This is a genomic window from Campylobacter troglodytis (assembly GCF_006864425.1).
Lineage (GTDB): Bacteria > Campylobacterota > Campylobacteria > Campylobacterales > Campylobacteraceae > Campylobacter_D > Campylobacter_D troglodytis.
Map to the genome: position 1 here is coordinate 22,735 of NZ_QHLI01000023.1, position 19,878 is coordinate 42,612.

Below are 19,878 nucleotides of genomic sequence, written 5' to 3' on the forward strand. Positions count from 1 at the left end.
GGATTTGTCAAGATTAAAGCAAAAATTCACAGTCTTGCTTAAATGATGCGAATTTTCGTTGTGATTTTGAGTGAATTTGTGAATTTTAGTGCTAAAATCAGTGAATTTTTTGGTAAATTTGCTTAAAATTCACGGATTTGTCAAAACCAAAGTGAAAATTCAAGCAAAAGCCTGAATTTTAACGAACGAAGTGCGTTTTACTATGAAAAAATGCGAAATTGTAAATTTTTGAACAAAAGATGACAAGGCATTGTATCTTGAGCCCAATTTCGTGGGTTGTGCCAAAAAAACGCACGAGACTAGGTAGTGAAATCTACCCTTGTGCGATTTTTTCTTTTGTTTGCAGTTGCAATAAGCGTAGCACGAAGTAAAAAAAATCGTCTAGCAATACTTCGCCTTGTCAAATGGTGTTTAAAACGCACTTCGTGCGTTGTAAATTGCCACGATTTTGCCACGCAAAATCTCGCAATGACGGCACGACGTGAATTTTCTATGAATTTTCGTAAAAAATTCACGGATTTGTCAAAACCAAAGTGAAAATTCAGGGTTTTTGTAAAAAAGCCTGAATTTTCCGTGAATTTAAAATTAAAGGTGCAGTATTTCGAGTTAGAAATCGATTTTGTGGGGCGTAGATAAGACTGAAAGCGAAGCGTCTATCAAGCCCCACAAAATCGATTTATAGCCGAAAGACGAGCCTGCCTTGTGAATTTTTTACGCAAAAAACGCTAAAATTCACAAAATAAAACATAAATTTTAAAGGAAAGAAAAGCTATGTATCGCCTAGCCATCAACCGCCCCATCACTACCCTTATGTTTTTCTTAGCCCTTATCGTCTTTGGCTTTATCTCCGCCTTTACTATGCCTGTGAATTTGTTTCCAAGCGTTAGCATACCGCTTGTTAAGGTAACGGCGGTTGTGAATGGGGATTTGAGCTTTGTTGAGAGCAAAATCACAAAGGAAATCGAAAACGCTTTAAGCGAGATAGATGGCATAAAGACCATAAATTCAAGCAGCTTTGATAATTTTAGCGTTAGTTTTATTGAATTTGAGTTGAGTAAAAACCTTGAAATTGCAGCAAACGATGTACGTGATAAAATCGGCGCATTAAGCCTTCCTGTAAAGCCAAAAATCGAAAAAGTGCCATCGGATAGCGGTGCTAGCATAAGCCTTTTTATAAGAAGCAAAAATAACGATAGCCTCAATCTTATGCGCAGTATAGACGAAAAATTAAAGCCCTTTTTGCAACGCGTAAATGGGGTAGGAAAGATCGAGCAAGTGGGCTTTTTAAAGCCACAAATCCGCATTGAGCTTGACCCTGTGAAACTTAGCAAATACCACTTAAACGCCCTTGATGTCGCAAATATCATAAAAAGCCAAAACTTTAAACAGGCACTTGGCGAGCTTGAAAACGCGGAAAGCATTTACATAGTCAAGGGCTATTTTGAGGCTGTGAGTTTGCAGGAATTAGAGAGTTTAAGGCTAATGCCCGGTGTGTTTTTAAGCGATGTGGCAAGCATTAAGCAAGGATATGAGGATAAAAAGCAAGTGGCGATTTTAGAAAATGAGGGCGTGCTGCTTGAAATAGGCAAGGTTAGCGGCTACAACGCGCTAAAAATGATCCAAAATGTCAAGGAAAATTTAAATCAGCTTCAAATTCTAGCAGGTGAAAACATAGAGATAAGGGTCGTGTTTGACAAAAGCCAAAACATCACAAAGCATCTTATGCAAGTTGTTGAGGATATGATCTTAGGCATAGTTTTAACTGTGATCATAGTTTTTTTGTTTTTAAGAAATCTATCAGCTACCATCATAGCCTCCATAGCCATACCCACCTCCATTATAGCAACCTTTTTTCTCATCGATATAATGGGCTTTGATCTAAACCGCTTGACCTTCATCGCACTAACCTTAAGCATAGGCATCTTCGTTGATGATGCCATAGTTGTCATTGAAAATATCTCTAAAAAAGCACACACCCTACCGCCACTAAAAGCCGCATTTGAGGGCATACAAGAGATAGGTTATAGCGTTTTAAGCATTAGCGTTGTTTTGCTTTGCGTGTTTATCCCCATTTCTTATATGGACAGCGTTCCCGGGCTTTTCTTTAATGCCCTTGGCATAAGCGTTGCAAGCGGTGTTGTGGTAAGCTTTTTAGTAGCTGTTTTTCTCATACCTGCTGTGAGTGCTAGATTTTTAAATTCAAAAGAGGGTGCTTTTTGGCACAAAAGCGAGCCTTTTTATCAAAGGGGAGAGCAGCTTTATCAAAAATTACTTGCCAAAATCCTTGCAAACAAGGCTAAATTCATACTGGCTAGCCTTGTAGTAGTGGGACTTTGTGCCTTTTTGGGAACCCGGCTTGGGCTTGATTTCTTGCCTATGGAGGATGACAGCGAATTTCAGGTGCAATTAGAGCACAAAGAGGATGTGAGCTTGGAGGCTATGCAAAAAATCTCTTATGAGATCTTGCAAAGGGTTAAGGCTGATGAGAGTGTGGATTATGCGTATTTGCTTGTGGGTTACACGGACGCAAAGGAAAGCAAAAAGGCTAAGATTTATGTGAAATTAAAGCCTTTGAGCGAGAGAAAATACCGTCAAAGAAAGATTGTGTCGCAGTTTCGTGCGAATTTGCAAAATGATAAGCTAAAAATAAAAGTGCTTGAAATACCCAAATTTGACGGGGCTGGGGTTGATTACCCTGTGCAGTTTCTCGTTCTTGGCGATGATATGGAGGCGATTTTAGCAGCAAGTGACAGAGCAAAAGCCCTGCTAGCAGAGCATAAAGAAATTAGCGATTTAGATGATAATGGCAATTCCAAAAAGGGCGAGGTAAGCGTGCAAATCAATAGAGAGCTTGCCAAAAAGCTAAATGTCAGCATGGAGTATGTGGCTGGGGTTTTGGGCTACTCGTTCGGGCAGCTTAGTGTGGGAAGTATGGATATAGGGGCTAGCAAGGATGACATAGTGCTTAGCTTTGATAGCAAATTCAAGCAAGACATTGAGGCACTAAAAAGAATTCAAATAAAAAGCAATGAGGGCGTGGTTTTGGAGCTCTCTTCCGTTGTGGATTTTGCCTACAAAGAGGACTTGGGAGTGATAAATCGCTACAACAAAAGCCGCAGCGTTAAAATCACCGCTAGCATTGATGGTATCTCGCTTGGGGATGTAAAAAGTCTTTTAGAAGACAACAAAAACGAGATTTTGGGCGAAAACTCAAAGCTAAGCCACGCATTTTCGGGCTTTATAAGGATGCTTGGAGAAACGGTCGATGGCTTCATAGTCTCCATAGCCTTGGGGCTTGTACTGATTTACTTAGTCCTTGCCGCACTTTATGAAAGCCTTATATTGCCCCTTGTCATAATGATAACAATGCCTCTAGCCTTTGCAGGGGCGTGCTTTGGGCTATTTATCACGGGCAATAACTTCTCGCTTTTTGTCCTAGTTGCCATCATCTTACTCTTTGGAATGGTAGGCAAAAACGCCATCTTGCTTGTGGATGTAGCCAACCGCAAATGCCACGAGGGCTTAGAACCTGACGCAGCACTTTTGGAGGCTGGAAAGGCAAGACTTCGTGCCATTTTGATGACTACCTTTGCGATGATTTTTGCAATGCTTCCTTTGGCTGTGAGCCACGGTGCAGGCTATGAGGGCAACTCACCTATGGCAATAGCCGTGATTTTTGGGCTTATAAGCTCCACAGCCTTAACCTTGCTAGTAGTGCCAGCTTTGTTTCGCTTCGCGTGGATGGTAGATAGTAAATTACGCAAAATTTATGAGAGGGAGAAGATTTAGTGATTATGGCTTGGCTTTTAAGTGTTTTTAATTTTTGGGGTTTCTTGTGAATTTTAACATTTTTTGCATAAAAAATTCACAAGGCTGGCTCGGCTTTGGGCTATAAAATGATTTTTGTGCGTTCGGCAGACCGCTATCGCTTTTAGTCTAGCCTTCACGCACAAAAATCATTTTCTAACTCCAAATCCTGTGCCTTAAATTGTAAATTCACGGAAAATTCACGCAAGCGTGAATTTTCGCTTTATGTTAAGTATTTAAAGATTGAGTTTTGCAAATTTTTTAAGTTAAATTCAGGCTTTTTCTAAATTTTCACTTTGATTTCATCATTTAAAAAATTTAATTTTGTGAATTTTGCTAGCACAATAGATCTTAAATTCAAAACTCGCACTAAATATTTTAAGGCAAAAAGTCTAAATTTTAGCCTTTTAGCTTATCCAGCCTTTCTTTTGACATTTGGGTAAAATCTTGCAAGGTTTTTTGGTAATTTTTTTGCCAACCAGCCTTAACTACAAAGTTATCTATAAACTCACAACCCCCCCCCCCCATACGATAGCAAATAGAAGCGTCTATAAAAATGAGGCTAGGAACTTGCAAGAGCTTGCATAAATGCACATTGCTTGTATCTACGCTGATGAAATAATCAAGGCTTAAACTCATACTCGTCAAAGAGGCTATGCTATCATCATTTATAAAGGTGCGGACATTTTGGCTTTCATTGAGCTGAAATTGTATGGGATTTTGCTTAAAATTTAACAGAATAAACAAGAATTCAGAGTAAGTCCTGCCAAGCTCAAAGGCGAGATCTAGCCAACTTTTTAGAAAAAAATTATTTGCTTTTGATGTGCTGTGAGTTGAAAAGGCATTTATGCCGATGATCTTTTTGTATGGAAAATCCACGCTTTTGTAGAATTTATCCATCAAGCTCCTATCCTTTGGTAAGTAATCTTTTATCTTGTCAGAGTTGATTTTAGCGATATTTGTGTCATAGTGTTTAGCGTCTATGGCACGAACTAGCTTTAAATGTATATCGCTAAAATGCTTTTTGCCCCTAAAAAATGGGGTGGGACAGCTTAAATTTTTAGAACTAAGGCTTATAAAATGAGGCAAAACGATTAGCTTTTTAAAGCCAAGTTTTTTAAGATAGCGAAAAAATGAGCCTTTTCTGCGTGTGCTTATGAGTATGTCGGGTTTCATAAGCAGAAGCTTGCTCGAACGAAGTTTGGTTAGAATTTATGATGGTGTCAATAAAGCCTATCTTGCTAAAAAAATTCAAGGCTGTGTGAGGGTAATAATACAAAATCTCATCTTGAGGGTAAAGCGATTTTAGGGCATAAAGCACCTTTAAATCCACCAAGGCGTCTCCAAGCCCACCTATGTAGCCGTGTCCGTGAAATATGATTTTTCTCATTTTTGTCCTTTTGTTATGAAAAGATGCTGAAATTATAACAAAGAACGCACCTTGTGAGTATCTGAGAATAATGAAGGGTATGATAAAATGCCTTGAAGCTGTGAATTTTATTTATGCATGGATTATATTTAGGAATTATCATTTCGCAATGTCGCCCAGCACTCAAAGGCTTGTAAGTCTTGCGTTCTAAAAAGCCATTGCATATGATAATTAAAAGATCTAAGCTAAAACAAGCTGTCCACTAGGCAAAAAGATTTAAATTCGGCAAGATACATTTGCATAAAATGATTAGCTCAAACGCAAACCCCTACACACAACAAAGCTTGAGATTTTTGCTACACTCAGTAGGGAGTTTTCAATGAGTTTTCAAAAGAATCAATTCTGCTTCTCAAAGCAAAACTTTTCATTAGTTTATAAATTGCCAAAGCTACTGCAATAGAATATAAATGAGCAATTTTAACGGTTTAAACACTTTGTAAAAAATGTTTAAACAACTGTTAAAAGACACTGTGATAACTGCACTTATCACAGTTAAAAAGCATCAAGTTTTGCTGAAATTATGACACGGCCCTAGCAAGGGCTAATAGCTTATTTAAAGCCTATTTCTTTGTAAATTTCTTTTGCCTTTGAAACATTTGCTATGATCTTGCTTATTGAGATCTCATCCTCTTTGAAGGCTCCAAAGTTTTTTATGGTAGGATTAAGCTCGACATCCTTTCTAACAGGATAAAAATAGCTTGAATTCATAAAAATTTGCTGTGCTTCCTTGCTTAGCATAAATTCCATAAAGCTTTGGGCTAATTTTTTGTTCTTGCTCTTTTTATTCATAGCCACAGCCTCTATGTTTATATGAGCTCCCCTTGAATCTTGATTTGGAAAGATGATTTGCAAGGAATCGCCCACTTTTTTCTCATCCTTTTTGTCTGAGTTAATCAAACGAGCTATGTAATAGTGATTCATCACGACAAATTGACCCTTTTTTTCTACAAGCTGCTTTGCTTGGTCCCTATCTCCTCCTTGAGGCTCCATAGCTAGATTATTCAAAAGCCCACTTGCCCATTCTTTTGCCTTTGCTTCGCCCTCATTTGCTATTATGGAGGCAAGTAAGGTGATGCTATAACCTGCACTAGCACTTCTCATCAATACCTTGCCCTTTAATTCAGGCTTTGCTAGATCCTCGTAATTTTTGATTAAATTTTTATTTATCTTAGCCTTTTTATCAAAGGCAACTATCCTTGCTCTTTTCCCAAAGGCAAAGACCTCTTTGTCCCTTAAATGTGCTGGGACAAGCTCCTCTAAGCTCTTTGATTTTATAGAGCTAAGAACCTTGGCTTCTTTGACCTTGGCTACATTTGAAAGATCTGATATGATAAAAACATCGCCTTCCTTCTTTGCCTTTTCTATAAGCTCGTCAAGCTTGCCATTGCTTTGAATGATCTTAGCATTGTTTTGGCTTTCAAAAAGGGCTACAAGCTCAGCATTTAAGGCTCTTGGACTTAGAATATGAAGCTCATTTGCCAACAAAAATGTTCCTAAGAAAAATAAGAAATAAATTTTCTTCATTTGTCTTCCTTTCACTAAATTTATAATAAACAAAATCATATTTAATTTTTCTTTAAAATACACTTAAAGCTTAATTATATTAAGCAATTTTGATATAAATTCACAAATGATACATAGAGTTATTAAAGAATTTATGTAGTTTTTGTTGAGTTTGAAAATGTAGTTTTGTAATCTTAAAAGAATTAAATTTGCCTTGTCTTTTTATAAAATACAAAGCCACTTGCTAAGATGAGGACAAGTATAGGCACTATGAGGCCAAGTTCAGGGCTAAAAAGACCGTTTTGCGTGAATTTGTTTAATAGATAAAGTAAGCCCCAAAGTAAGAGGGTGCAAAGAAAAAAGATAAAGCCTAAAAAGGCTAGATTATAAAACCTTGCTATGCTTGGGAAAAATACATACAAAATCAAAAGCAAAAATGGAGCAAAAAATGGTGTAAAAAGAAGCCTGTAAAGCTCTGTTCTTATTAAATTAGTATTAACATTTTGTTTGTAAAAGGCAAGAAAGCTTAAAGCGCCGTCTAAGATAGAATACTGGCTTTGATTTACCACGCTTTCAATGATCCTAGGCTTAAAGCCACTTAAAGCCTCTATGTTTTCAATCTTTTGCACACTTAAACCTTCTCCAAAAAGCTCTAAATTCTTAGGCATTGCTATGAATTCTCCTTCTTCTAAGAGCCAAGCATTGTCCTTAAAAACAGCACTTTTAACAGTGCTAAGTCTTTTTAATGCAAAGTCCTCAATGCTAAAAATTTTCATCATCTGCACCCTCTCATCAAGGCTTTCAAGCCTTTGAATGTAGATGAATTTATCATCATATTTTAAGAAGATATCCTCACTTTGTGCTGAGATTTTAGAATTTCTTAGTATGCTATATTGATAATCCTCAGCATAAGCAAAGGGAGTGAAATTAAGCCCCACAAACACAGCAGAAAAAAACAAGGCCCAAAAAAAAGGATAAGCTATAACTTGCTTTTTGCTAAGTCCAAGTGCGTAAAAGCTTACTAGCTCGTTACTTCTAACAAGTGAGCTTAGAGAAAGTATGAGGGCAAAGACAAGAGAAAGGGGCAAAACATAGCTAGTAGCTACGCAAAAGACAAAAAGCACATAAAGCAAGATTAAATTTGCTGAATTTGGTAGCTCCTTGTAATTTACAAGTAAATCAACAACCACAAAAAAGCCAGCAAGAGAAAGAAAGATGATAAAAAAGCTCTTTAAATAAATACCTGAGATAAAACGAAAAAAAACAGAATTAATGCCCATATTTTGTAGCCTTTTTGTTGATAAAATTCACAAGAAATTCAAGCTTTTAAATTTATAAGTAATTTTCTTGTTTTAAATTTTACTTTATTTCCTCAAAAATTCTTTTCTAAAAAGAGTTGATTTTAGCATAATATTTTTGTCTCAATTAAACTTAATAGAATTTTGGCTTATCAATATTTAATAAATTTTTAGGCTCAAGATACTCTAATAAGATTTTCTATTATCAACTTTAATAAATTTTGATGAGAATTTTGTCCTAAAGTTTTGGCATTATATTTAAATTTTGTTTCTTTTAAATGAAGGACAAAATTTTTTCTTTTAAGCTCCCTAATTTAGCAAGTCGGAATTTCGCATATCCCCTTTTACTGCACAGTTGCAAGAGTACGAAGCAAAAACATTTTCTATGTCATTGATGTGCTTGTGTTTCTTTGCAAACTCGAATTTTGCGTGTTTTATCCTGTAATGTGCTTTTGCTCCTTCCATTACGCAACTGCGAGTGAAGCGAAGCAAAAAATCCACCAAGGCACAGTAGGATTTGAAGCTTTTATGTAAATTTCACCTTCTTTAAGCTCTGCAAAGTCCTTTATTATAGGTAGCAATTCTTTGATTAAGCAGTGTTTGACAACCTAGATATAATCATTAGCCTAGAGTTTTAGTATTCTTTCTCGCAAAATTATAAGACGCGTGGCACGGAGTAAAAAATACTTTAAAATTCCTTAAAATTTTTTTAGAAATTCAAAATGGACTATGTATTTGTTTTTCATAGGTGCAATCATAACTTAAAAACCCTTTGGTTTAAGTTTAATTGAGCCTTTCATTTTATTTTCACAGTTTAAAATGATATTGTATTAAATTCAAGCATCTTGATCCATAAAATTCAACACTTTTTAAAAAAATCCTCTTAAACTGTGTCTTAGAATTTAAGAACTAAAAGGTATGACCTTGTAAGTGTGAGCCTAGCAAAGAAGCTTAAAAATTCACACAAAGTAGTGAATTTATAGCTTACCTTTAATTTATAAACTTTTTTAATAAAATTCCAACAAAGGCTTGATATATTTCGCTATGCTTAGAAGCCAAAAAATCTCAAAAAAGAGATATTTCAATTTCTGCAAAAGCTCGATATAACAATGTGGCTCAAAATGATAATATAAAAGAAAATTCACAAAATTAAATTCTTGTTATTTTAAGCGTGTAATAAGAATGTGCGAATTTATGGCAAAATGCCTTGAATTTATGGCCTCTTCGTCCGTAGGCTCAAAATGATAAAAAGCTACTTGGCTAGATGAAAGCAAACTAAATTTAATGCTTTTTAATTCTATTACAAGCTTAAAACTCTTGGTTTTAAAGCCTTAAAGGCTTTAAAACAGTAAAATTAACGCTCTGTCTTGCCTAAGATAAAAGGTGTTTCTTGATACACGAAATTTAGCCAATTGCTAAAGATCACAGAAGCAGATGAGCGCCAGCTCACTACAACCTCGCCCCTTTTGTTGTAGTAATTTTTTGGACTTTTAATCTTTAAACCCTTGTTTAGATCCCTCTTATACTCGCTATCAAGGGTTAGCTTTGAGTACTCAGGATGAGCAAGTATGAAAAGATCCTTCTCATCCTTTAAAACAGACACTCCGCTTTTTTTTCCCTCAAGCAAAACCTTTAAATTTGAATTTTTATAAATTGCTTTATCATCAAGCCCTGTATGTCTTGAGTGGGGTAAATTCACAAGCTCATCAAGCCCACTTAAAAGTAGGTCATTATTTATGATCTTATGCTTAAAGATCCCAAAAAGCTTGTTTTTAAAGGGCAATTTTTTGATCCTGTAAAAATGATAAAGCCCTGCCATAGCACCCCAGCAAATATACATAGTGCTTGTGGCATTCTTTTTAAGATAGTTCATCACCTCACAAAGCTCAGCCCAGTAATCAACCTTTTCAAAGTCCATATGCTCAACAGGAGCTCCTGTGATAATGGCTGCATCAAAGCCCGTGTTTTTAATATCATCAAAGCTTAGATAAAAGCTATCTAAATGGCTTTTGGGCGTGTTTTTACTCTCATAGCTCTTTGTCTTTAAAAAGCTTACCTCAATTTGCAAGGGGGAGTTGCCTAGCAAGGATAAAAGCTGATTTTCTGTTTCTATCTTTGTTGGCATTAGATTGAAAATTAGCACCTTTAAGGGACGAATGTCTTGATGGGTGGCTCTTTTTTCACCCATAACAAAGACGAAGTCTTTTAAAAGCTCAAAGGCTGGTATTTTTTCTGGTAAGATCAAAGGCATAGCATCCTCCTTTAAATCTCAATGGCTTTTTTAAGATCTGCTATTAAATCAGCAGAGCTTTCAAGCCCTATGCTTAGTCTAACTGTGCTAGGGGTGATGCCTGAGCCTTTAAGCTCATCTTCACTTAGCTGAGAGTGAGTAGTAGATACAGGATGTATGATTAAGGACTTAGAATCTCCTATGTTTGCAGTTAAAGAAAAAAGCTCTAAGTTGTTGCAAATTTGCTTGGCATGTTCATAGCTTTTTGCCTCAAAGCTTAAAAGCCCACTTGCTCTGCCTTTGATGAAGTATTTTTGCAAGAGCTTGTGGTAGGGATTAGATTTAAGTCCTGGGTAGCTTACTTCTTTGATTAGAGGGTGCTCTTCTAAGAAGCTAGCCACTTCAAGGGCTGTGTCTGAGTGCTTGTGAATGCGAAGTTCAAGGGTTTCAAGCCCTTGCAAATGTAGCCAAGCATTTTGAGGGCTTAGACTTGCTCCTACATTTCTTAGCCATTCTGTGATGATGCGAATACTAAAAAAGGGCAGATCAAGCTCAGCATAAACTAAGCCGTGATAACTTGCATCAGGGGTGTTAAAGGCTGGGTATCTTTTATTTCCTCTAATAAATTCATTTAATCCCTTTCTTTCTATCAAGGCACCTCCTAAGGCACTTCCATGTCCGTTTATATACTTAGTAACGCTGTGAGTGCTTAGATCTACTCCAAAGTCAAAGGGACGGTGCAAGATAGCAGTGCCAACTGTATTATCGCATAAACTTACAATGCCGTGTTTTTTGGCTATGCTTGTAATTACTTCTGTGTCGGCTATTGAAATTTGAGGATTTGAAAGGCTTTCAAAGAAGATTACTTTCGTTTTATCATCGATTAGAGGCTCTATGCTTGATAGATCATCTATATCAAAGACTCTTGCTTGAATTCCTAATCTTTTTAGGGTATGCACGAAGAGGGTTTGAGTGCCTCCGTAAATTTTATTTGCATAAAGTATATTATCTCCACTTTCTGCAAGATTAAGCACAGCGTAAAAAATAGCAGCCGTTCCGCTTGTAGTAACCGTGCCAAAAACACCTCCCTCAACCGCAGCAAGCCTTGCAGCAAGGACATCTACTGTGGGATTTGTAAGCCTTGAATATATATTGCCAAGTTCTTTTAAAGAAAACCTAGCTGCTGCTTGTTCTAGGCTTTGAAAATTAAAGCCAGAGCTCTGATATATAGGCACGCTGACCGTTCTTTGTGTGTCATAATTATAGCCAGCATGCAAAGACAGGGTATTTGGTGTGAAATTATTATGTGTTAAATTTGCCATTTTGATTCCTTTTTATGTAAATAGCTTGATTTATAAAAGTAAACTTTTAAAACTTAAAGATTTGTGAATTTAACGCTTTATGCGAGGAGGAAATAGATACTAGCACACAAGCGTGTGCATTTTCATAAGAAAAAGGATAGAAACTGTTAAAGTGCTAATTTTTAAAGCCATAATCTCTCCTTTTTGTGAATTTAAGCACACATTATACTTCTTTTGTCTTTAAATGTCAAGTGGGCTTTGGAATGTTTTTTGCTTTATTTAGGCAAGATCAATGAAAAGAAGTTAAATGAATATCAACACCTCAACAAATGCCTCCTTGAATTTAGGCTTAAATCAAGCTCAAAACAGCCCTCAAAGAAGTATCACTGTCAAAGAAGCCTTACAAGAAGTGAGTTTAAGAAGTAATGAGCTTGCAAATTCAAGTGAGCTTATAAGCTATGCCAGTGATTTTGGATTTAGGTTTAATGAAGAAGGAAGCTTTGAAAAGGAGCTAAATAGGGCTTCAAATATCCCACTTTCTTATGATATTAAGATAAAAAGCGTACAAGATATAGCAAAGGAGCTAATAAGACAGGATCAATACTCACATCCTAGTAGCATAGATCTACCAGCTCTTTTAAATAAATATTATTCCACTTTAAGTGCTATTGAAGCTGAGTTTAGCACAGAAGATAATGCGTATTTAAGCAGAAACGAGCTTCTTAGTCTAAATCAAGCCTTTTCTACTAATGATGGCAGCTTTGATGATGAGATCATAAGAATTTACAAGGGCAGTGCCCAGCTAAACAAAACACTTTCTCAAAATAAAAATTTCAATACCCTAGGACTTGATAACAAACTTATAAATTTTTCCTTTGATAAGGCAATGATCAACACAGCAAGCAATGATTTTATAAAGCCTTATATTGCAAAAGACGGATCTGTTTCAAAATCAGGCCTTTTAATGAGCTTTATTTATGAGGATACTAAAAATCAAGCCTCTAAAAGCTTTTTTGTAGATTATATACAAAGGGGAAGCTCAGCTCATCAAAGCTTTTATAATATGCTTAGAAATGAGGATTCCTTTGAGGATTTTTTAAGAAGGGAAAATGAAGAAAGAATGAGCTTTGATCTTTATCTTTACATAAATGGAGTAAGCAAACAAAATAGCCCTGATGATAAATTAATGCTCTTTTATCAGCAGTATCTAAGCTATCAAAAGGATATGGACATAAAAGAATTTACAAATTCAAGCTCGATCTACCGCTTATATACTCAAGATTTAACAAAGGAATTTGAGAGCATTCAAAACGAGTTTAGCTTAGAAAACGATGATTTAAGCAAGATAAATGAAACAAGAAGGGAGGCTTTTGATAATTTTTATCGTCAAAGAAAGATCAGAGCAAATTTAGATAGGATAAAGCAGTCTTATCTAAGCGTGATGTCGTAGGGCTTTAAAGAGCTTAAAAAATTATATTTTTGCTTGTTTGGTTTTTGGCTTAATATATTTTAAGCAAAAATACTTCAACATTTCTTTAAATTTCTTTTGAGAAATTTGGAAGCGGACTTATGTATTTGTTTTCCATAGACATTAACTTAAAAACCTCAAAATAATCTTGTGTCAAATTCAAGTGTTTTAAGCCTATCTTTTCAATGCATTTAACAAAGTTTTAAGAAAATAGCATCACACAGTTTTTATCGCTTGTGTGAAGTATTTTTTAAACTCTTTGAATTTAAAAGCTATATTTTTTAAAATCTGCTTTTTGCAAAATCACAGTTTATTAAAACAAAAAGATCTTTTTTAAAAGCCCTTGATCTTGGATTTTAATCCTTTTTCGATCTGGCTTTTAAGATAAAAAGATAAAAAGATAAAAAGATAAAAAGATAAAAAGATAAAAAGATAAAAAGATAAAAAGATAAAAAGATAAAAAGATAAAAAGATAAAAAGATAAAAAGATAAAAAGATAAAAAGATAAAAAGATAAAAATTCAAATCCTTGAAATTCAAGCTCTTAAAATTTAAATCCTTGTGTGAATTTTGCAGCTTGGTTTGTACTTTTTTGGCAAGAAAATTCAAGCCTTGTTTGAATTTTATTTGCTATTGTGAGCGTGTTTTCAAATTTAAACATTTTTGAAAAAAACTAAAATTCACAGCTTAAAAACTTTTATGAAATGCGTTTTTTATAAATTTGCAAGAAACTATATTTAAGGGCTATGTATCTTTTAAGCTAACATTTAAAGCCTTTCTTGTGAATTTGCCTTGCATGTTTAATCTTTTTAAATGAGTTTAACTTTGGCTTTTTTGCTACATTAAATTAGCTTAGAATTTACAGTGCCTAGCTTACAGCTTCAAGCTCTAAGGAGAAAAAATTCAAGACCCTATCAAAAAAGTGCCTAAAATGTCAAAAATTTAAACTTTTAAGATACTTTTAAGTTTATTTTTAAATTTTTTTGTTATCATTACAAGGAAAATAAAGATAAAAAAAATCTTATTTAAAAATAAATATCAATTTTTAGCTAAGAATTTTTATCTTAAATTTATTGATTAAGGATTTGATAAATGAAAGTATATCTAGACAATAACGCTACAACAAAGCTTGATGAAGGAGCTTTTGAGCTTATGAAGCCCTTTTTGACAGAACATTACGGTAACCCAAACAGCCTTCATCAGTGGGGAAGTGCTACTCATCCAGCATTAAGAGAGGCTATGGATAAGCTTTATGCAGGACTTCATGCAAATGAAAACGATGACATCATCATCACCTCCTGTGCCACAGAGAGCATTAATTGGGTGCTTAAAAGCGTGTATTTTGACTACATTAAGGATAATGATCGAAACGAGGTTATTATCTCAGGTGTAGAACACCCAGCAATTAGTGCTGCGGCTTATTTTTTAAAGAAACTCGGGGTTAATGTTATAGATTTACCCATAAATGGCGAGGGGCTTTGTAGTGCTGAGGATTTAAGAAAGGTCATTTCAGACAAAACAGCCCTTGTAAGTGTAATGTGGGCTAATAACGAAACAGGTGCCATCTTTCCTGTGGCTGAGATGGCAGATATAGCACACGAATTTGGAGCCCTTTTTCACACAGATGCCACTCAGGCTGTGGGTAAGATCAAGGTTGATTTGCAAAAGGTAAATGTAGATCTTGCTAGCTTTTCAGCACATAAATTCCACGGAGCAAAGGGAGTTGGTGGGCTTTTTATCAAAAAAGGCATCAAGCTTACTCCCCTTTTACACGGAGGAGCTCAAATGAACGGACGAAGAAGTGGCACTCTCAATGTGGCTGGCATAGTTGGAATGGGAGAGGCTTTAAGGATAGCAAATTTAATGCTTGATTACGAGGATAATCACATCAGACAACTTCGCAACAAGCTTGAAGATGCCATTTTAGCTTTGCCAGATACAAGCGTGGTGGCTAGTAGGGCAAACCGTGTGCCAAACACCATCCTAGCAAGTGTAAAGGGCGTAGAAGGTGAGGCTATGCTTTGGGATCTTAACCAAAACGGCATAGCTGCAAGCACAGGCTCAGCTTGTGCAAGTGAGGATTTAGAAAGTAATCCTGTTATGGAGGCTATAGGAGCTGGCGATGATCTAGCACATACTGCTTTAAGATTATCCCTATCTCGCTTTAATACAGAAAAGGAGATAGATTACACCATAGTTCAAATTCAAAACGCGGTAGAAAGGCTTAGGAGCATTTCAAGCACCTATGCTTACACACCTCAAGCAATTTAGAAAGGAGAAATTATGAGTAAGAATAGTCTAATAGGTGGCTCTATTTGGGATGAGTATTCACAAAAGGTTCAAAATGCGATGAATCACCCAAAATATATGGGCGAGTTAAAGGAAGAGGATGCCGAAAGAACAGGCACAAAGCTTATAGTTGCTGATTATGGGGCTGAAAGCTGTGGGGATGCAGTGAGGCTTTATTGGCTTGTTGATGAAAAAACAGACATCATCAAGGATGCTAAATTTAAAAGCTTTGGCTGTGGTACGGCTATAGCAAGCAGCGACACGATGGCAGGACTTTGCATAGGCAAAAAGGTCGATGAAGCTGTGAAAATCACAAATTTGGATGTGGAATTTGCAATGCGTGATGATCCGCAAACCCCAGCCGTACCCCCACAAAAGATGCACTGTTCTGTAATGGCTTATGATGTTATCAAACAAGCAGCAGCACAGTACAAAGGAGTAGATGCCTCAAGCTTTGAGGATCAGATCATAGTTTGTGAGTGTGCGAGGGTATCTCTTGGAACCATCAAAGAGGTTATAAAGCTCAATGATCTGCATACCATAGAGGAAATTACTCAGTACACCAAGGCAGGTGCCTTTTGTAAGTCCTGTGTCAAGCCAGGAGGGCATGAGCAAAGGGAGTATTATCTAGTTGATATCTTAGCCCAAACAAGGGCTGAAATGGACAAAGAAAGACTTGCCAATGCCTCAAGAAGTGATGTGCCCTTCGATGAAATGACTATGGTAGGACAGCTTAAAGTAGTAGAAAGTGTGCTAGATAGAGAAATTCGTGCTATGCTTCATAGCGATGGTGGAGACTTGGAGGTCATAGACATACAAAAGGGCGAAAACGGCTTTGTAGATGTGTATATCCGCTATCTTGGTGCTTGTAGTGGTTGTTCTACAAGCAGTGGGGCAACCCTTTATGCTATAGAGACTATATTGCAAGAAGAGCTTAGCCCAAGCATTAGAGTCTTTCCTGTTTGAAAGCTTATTTAAATTCAGGGTTAGAGCCCTGAATTTACTTCTAAATTTTTTAGATTCATACATTCATAAATCCCAACTTTAAATTCATAAGTTTATTTTATAGGCTTGATAAAATTTCAAAAAAAGACCGTAAATTTTTAACTAAATTTACTTCAATACAGCTTTTTCTAATTAAGCTAATTTTTAAAACACAGTCGATAAAATTTTTTCCTCTTAGCTTCACAGTTTGACAAAGATCTCATATTTGACTGAATTTATCTTAGTTTTAAGGGCTAAATTTTATTTGATTTTAAATTTAGACAAACTAGCAAAGATTATTTTAGATCTATTAAAAATTCACAGTTTACACTAAGCCATTTTTAAATTCACAGTTTAGATCAAAGCCTAATTGCTAAATGCTATAAACTTGACACATACTTCATTTGTTTCATAAAATATGCTAAAATTCAAAAGTATAAGCCGTACAAAAACTCTAAGCAAATTCAATATTTTGTGAATTTTTGCTAAATTTTTTAGAAGATTTATCAAGTAAGCTTATTGAAGGCTTAGAGCATTATTCTAGCTAGATATTAAGGAAGATTTAAGGATTATAGTGAAGGCTTTTGTTAACAAAGACAAAAAAGCCTTCTTAGAAAGTAGCCGGCCCCTACAATTAAATTTGCAAAAAGGAAAACACAATGTTTGAAGTTATCATAGGACTTGAGGTTCATACCCAGCTTAACACCAAAAGCAAGATTTTTTGCTCTTGTGCCACCTCTTTTGGCGAAGCACCAAATGTCAATGTCTGCCCCACTTGTTTAGCACTCCCAGGTGCTTTACCTGTTCTCAATGAAAACGCACTGAGAAAAGCTGTGTCCTTTGGCAAGGCTATCAACGCCACCATAAACAAAACAAGCATCTTTAACCGCAAAAACTATTTTTACCCAGACTTACCAAAGGCATATCAAATTTCGCAGTTTGATGTCCCCATAGTTGAGGGCGGCGAACTTTTTATAAATGTAGGCGGCGAGGATAAACGCATAGGCATAACAAGGGCTCATTTAGAAGAGGATGCAGGTAAAAACATACACGAAAGCTCGCATTCAAAGGTGGATTTAAACCGCGCAGGAACGCCTTTGCTTGAAATCGTAAGCGAGCCAGACCTGCGAAGTAGCGATGAGGCGGTAGCTTACCTTAAAAAACTTCACTCCATCATCCGCTTTTTAGACATTTCGGATGCAAATATGCAAGAGGGTAGCTTTCGCTGCGATGCCAATGTCAGCATTCGTCCCAAGGGTGAGAGCAGGCTTTACACGCGGGTGGAGATTAAAAATCTTAACTCATTTCGCTTCATACAAAAGGCTATTGATTACGAGGTGCAAAGGCAAAGCACAGCGTGGGAGGAAGGCACTTACGAGAGCGAGGTGGTGCAAGAAACGAGGCTTTTTAACACCACAAATCTCACCACCCGCTCAATGCGAAACAAAGAGGATAGTGCCGAGTATCGCTATTTTCCTGAGCCTGATTTACTACCTGTGGTTTTAGATGAAAAAATGCTTGAAATTCAAATCCCCGAGCTTCCTGATGAGAAAAAGGCTCGCTACATTAAGGACTTTGGCGTTAAGCAAGGCGATGCAGAGGTGCTTATATCAAGCCTTGAAATGAGCCGATTTTTTGAAAGCCTTGTAGAAAGGGGTTTAAATCCTAAACTTTGCGTCTCTTGGCTAAATACAGAGCTTTCAGGGCTTTTAAAGGGGGATTTAAGCATTGAAAACTCCCCTGTGAGTGCTTTAAAACTAGGCGATTTAATCGCGCGCATTGAGGATGGCACTATTTCTGGCAAGGCTGCAAAGGAAGTGCTTGCCTTTGTCTTTGAAAATGTGGATTTTAGCATTGATAGTGCCATTGAGAAGCTAAATTTAAAGCAAGTTAGCGATGACGGGGCAATTGAAAAAATCGCAGAGGAAGTTTTAAAAGCAAACGCTGACAAGGTAGCTGAGTATAAAGCAGGAAAAGACAAGCTCTTTGGCTTTTTTGTGGGGCAAATAATGAAAGAGGGCAAGGGTGCTTTTAATCCAGCAAAGGTTAATGAGATTTTGAAAGCAAAGCTAGGATAGTAAATGAGCTATGATGAATTTAAGCACAGATTAAATGCTCGAATTTTCGGGCAGGATTTAAACTATGAAATTTTGCTTACCGTGCTTAAAAACCCCGAGCCTTACATAGGACTTTTTAGGATTACAAATGCCAAAACAAAGCTCATTCAAAATCTTACTCAAAGCTGTGAGATTAAATTTAAAGGTTTTATAGAAGAGGTTTTAACGGCTTATATATCGCAAATGGACTATGAAAATTTGGATAAAAATATAAAGAATTTAAAAAAGAGATTTAAAATAAAAAGGCAAAAATAAAAATGAGTAAAATGGTAAAAACAACAAAAGAACTTTTGCAAACTAAGGACTATAAAATCCTTGCAGAAGTTTTAAATGCAATCGACTTAAAGGACGGCAAATTTGCTATAAAGGCTATGCTTTATAATCATCTTGTGCGAGATGATGATATAAGCCAAACGCAAAAGGACAAGGTAATTGAAAGACTTTTTGCTTTGTATGAAAACAACGATATTTCGGCGTTTAGAGAGGATATTGTAGCTGAGGCAAACTATGCGTGCAATGCCTTTTGCGAGGGTGAAAATCCTTATGACAAGCAAGGTTGATTAAAAAAGTGTGCGAAAATTCAAGGTTTAAAGGGTAAAAATGACAAAGGTTGAAGCGATTGAATATGCGCTAAAAGAAAACGGCGGAAGTGCGAATTTAAGCGTAATTTACGATAAAATTCAAAAATTTTACCCAAAAGCAAAGGACAGCAAAGAATGGGAAGCAGGCATTCGTGGCGTTCTTTATAGAGATATTAAAGAAAATAAACGCTTTAAAAAGATAGGACTTAGCATTTATGCCCTAAAAGATTACAAAGAAAATCCCTTGCCAAAGGCGAGTGAGAAGGTTAAAATGCACTCATTTATGCAAGGAATTTGCCTTGAACTTGGCAATGCTAGAAATTATTTAACATATACAGCTGACCCATCAAAACTTTACCGAGATAATGTGTATTTGAAAGATCTTGCAAATTTAAAAATTGTGCCAAATTTTACCTACAAAGAAATCATTAGCGAGGCAAGACACATAGATGTTTTGTGGTTTAATGACGCAAAATGTGCCTTTCCGCAGTGTGCTTTTGAGATTGTCGATAGTGTTTCTACGCTTAATAATGCCTTTAATCGCTGCTTGCAGCTTAAAGCCTTTGCGACCAAATTTTACATTGTCGCCCCGCAAATTCATCACAAAAAATTCGAGCAGAATTTGGAGCTTGAAATTTATAGGGATAAAAAGAATTTTTTTGAATTTCTAGCTTATGATGAAATGCTTAAAAGCTATGAAAACTTTGTTGCAAGCGGTTTAAAAGATAATCAATGGCTTTTTGGGGTGTGAATTGCAAAAGTTTAATACAGCTTACAAAACAATGAAGCATTTAAACAATGACAAGCAAGAGCGAAGTGTTTGGAATATAGGCATTTGCATAGGAAATGAAAGGCTTAAAGGGCTTGATGGC

The 19,878-nt window shown here is 36.1% G+C and carries 15 protein-coding genes and 1 pseudogene; 9 read left to right on the top strand and 7 right to left on the bottom strand.

All coding sequences use genetic code 11. The annotated features are described in order from the left end of the window. Positions 1 to 321: 321 nt before the first annotated feature. Both DMC01_RS06280 and DMC01_RS06285 read left to right on the top strand, forming a co-directional pair. On the top strand, positions 322 to 537 hold the full coding sequence (locus DMC01_RS06280) for a hypothetical protein (RefSeq protein ID WP_142693418.1): 216 nt from the start codon (positions 322 to 324) through the stop codon (positions 535 to 537). A 234-nt stretch (positions 538 to 771) separates the two neighbouring features. After that, positions 772 to 3,789, top strand: a complete 3,018-nt coding sequence (locus DMC01_RS06285; protein WP_142693419.1) for an efflux RND transporter permease subunit — start codon at positions 772 to 774, stop codon at positions 3,787 to 3,789. Between the two features lie 417 nt (positions 3,790 to 4,206). Here the strand turns inward: DMC01_RS06285 and DMC01_RS06290 are convergent, their stop codons facing one another. From DMC01_RS06290 to DMC01_RS06320, 7 genes are all read right to left on the bottom strand, one after another. Continuing rightward, the gene (locus DMC01_RS06290) at positions 4,207 to 4,983 is read right to left on the bottom strand and encodes a hypothetical protein (RefSeq protein WP_142693420.1); all 777 of its coding nucleotides are present in this window, start codon (positions 4,981 to 4,983) and stop codon (positions 4,207 to 4,209) included. Then, a complete protein-coding gene (locus tag DMC01_RS06295; RefSeq protein WP_142693421.1) occupies positions 4,925 to 5,197 on the bottom strand; it encodes a hypothetical protein in 273 nt (90 codons plus the stop codon). The genes DMC01_RS06290 and DMC01_RS06295 overlap by 59 nt, the downstream gene beginning before the upstream one ends. Positions 5,198 to 5,785: 588 nt before the next feature. Then, positions 5,786 to 6,760: an extracellular solute-binding protein gene (locus DMC01_RS06300; RefSeq protein WP_142693422.1), complete on the bottom strand. Its 975-nt coding sequence runs from the start codon at positions 6,758 to 6,760 to the stop codon at positions 5,786 to 5,788. Between the two features lie 182 nt (positions 6,761 to 6,942). Continuing rightward, complete coding sequence (locus tag DMC01_RS06305) at positions 6,943 to 8,019, bottom strand: LptF/LptG family permease (RefSeq protein ID WP_142693423.1); 1,077 nt, start codon at positions 8,017 to 8,019, stop codon at positions 6,943 to 6,945. Positions 8,020 to 8,346: 327 nt separating this feature from the next. Further along, positions 8,347 to 8,538, bottom strand: a complete 192-nt coding sequence (locus DMC01_RS06310) for a hypothetical protein (RefSeq protein WP_142693424.1) — start codon at positions 8,536 to 8,538, stop codon at positions 8,347 to 8,349. 853 nt (positions 8,539 to 9,391) lie between these two features. Next, positions 9,392 to 10,288: a homoserine O-succinyltransferase gene (locus DMC01_RS06315; RefSeq protein WP_142693425.1), complete on the bottom strand. Its 897-nt coding sequence runs from the start codon at positions 10,286 to 10,288 to the stop codon at positions 9,392 to 9,394. An 11-nt stretch (positions 10,289 to 10,299) separates the two neighbouring features. Then, positions 10,300 to 11,589 (bottom strand): O-acetylhomoserine aminocarboxypropyltransferase/cysteine synthase family protein, encoded by a 1,290-nt coding sequence (locus tag DMC01_RS06320; RefSeq protein ID WP_142693426.1) that lies wholly within the window; start codon positions 11,587 to 11,589, stop codon positions 10,300 to 10,302. A 286-nt stretch (positions 11,590 to 11,875) separates the two neighbouring features. Between DMC01_RS06320 and DMC01_RS06325 the strand changes: the two genes are divergently transcribed. From DMC01_RS06325 to DMC01_RS06355, 7 genes and pseudogenes are all read left to right on the top strand, one after another. Next, a complete protein-coding gene (locus DMC01_RS06325; RefSeq protein WP_142693427.1) occupies positions 11,876 to 13,018 on the top strand; it encodes a hypothetical protein in 1,143 nt (380 codons plus the stop codon). A 1,109-nt stretch (positions 13,019 to 14,127) separates the two neighbouring features. After that, a complete protein-coding gene (locus tag DMC01_RS06330; protein WP_142693428.1) occupies positions 14,128 to 15,306 on the top strand; it encodes a NifS family cysteine desulfurase in 1,179 nt (392 codons plus the stop codon). 12 nt (positions 15,307 to 15,318) lie between these two features. Further along, positions 15,319 to 16,290 carry an iron-sulfur cluster assembly scaffold protein gene (locus tag DMC01_RS06335; RefSeq protein ID WP_142693429.1) on the top strand — a complete coding sequence of 324 codons (972 nt, stop codon included), beginning with the start codon at positions 15,319 to 15,321 and terminating at the stop codon, positions 16,288 to 16,290. Positions 16,291 to 16,967: 677 nt separating this feature from the next. Further along, entirely contained in the window at positions 16,968 to 18,386 is a 1,419-nt protein-coding gene (gene gatB, locus DMC01_RS06340) for an Asp-tRNA(Asn)/Glu-tRNA(Gln) amidotransferase subunit GatB (protein WP_142693430.1), read from the top strand. 3 nt (positions 18,387 to 18,389) lie between these two features. Beyond that, a pseudogene (locus DMC01_RS06345) lies at positions 18,390 to 18,638 on the top strand (HpyAIV family type II restriction enzyme); the annotation flags it as partial. A 44-nt stretch (positions 18,639 to 18,682) separates the two neighbouring features. After that, a complete protein-coding gene (locus tag DMC01_RS06350) occupies positions 18,683 to 18,985 on the top strand; it encodes a hypothetical protein (RefSeq protein WP_142693431.1) in 303 nt (100 codons plus the stop codon). A 40-nt stretch (positions 18,986 to 19,025) separates the two neighbouring features. After that, a complete protein-coding gene (locus tag DMC01_RS06355) occupies positions 19,026 to 19,757 on the top strand; it encodes a winged helix-turn-helix domain-containing protein (RefSeq protein WP_142693432.1) in 732 nt (243 codons plus the stop codon). Positions 19,758 to 19,878 lie beyond the last annotated feature (121 nt).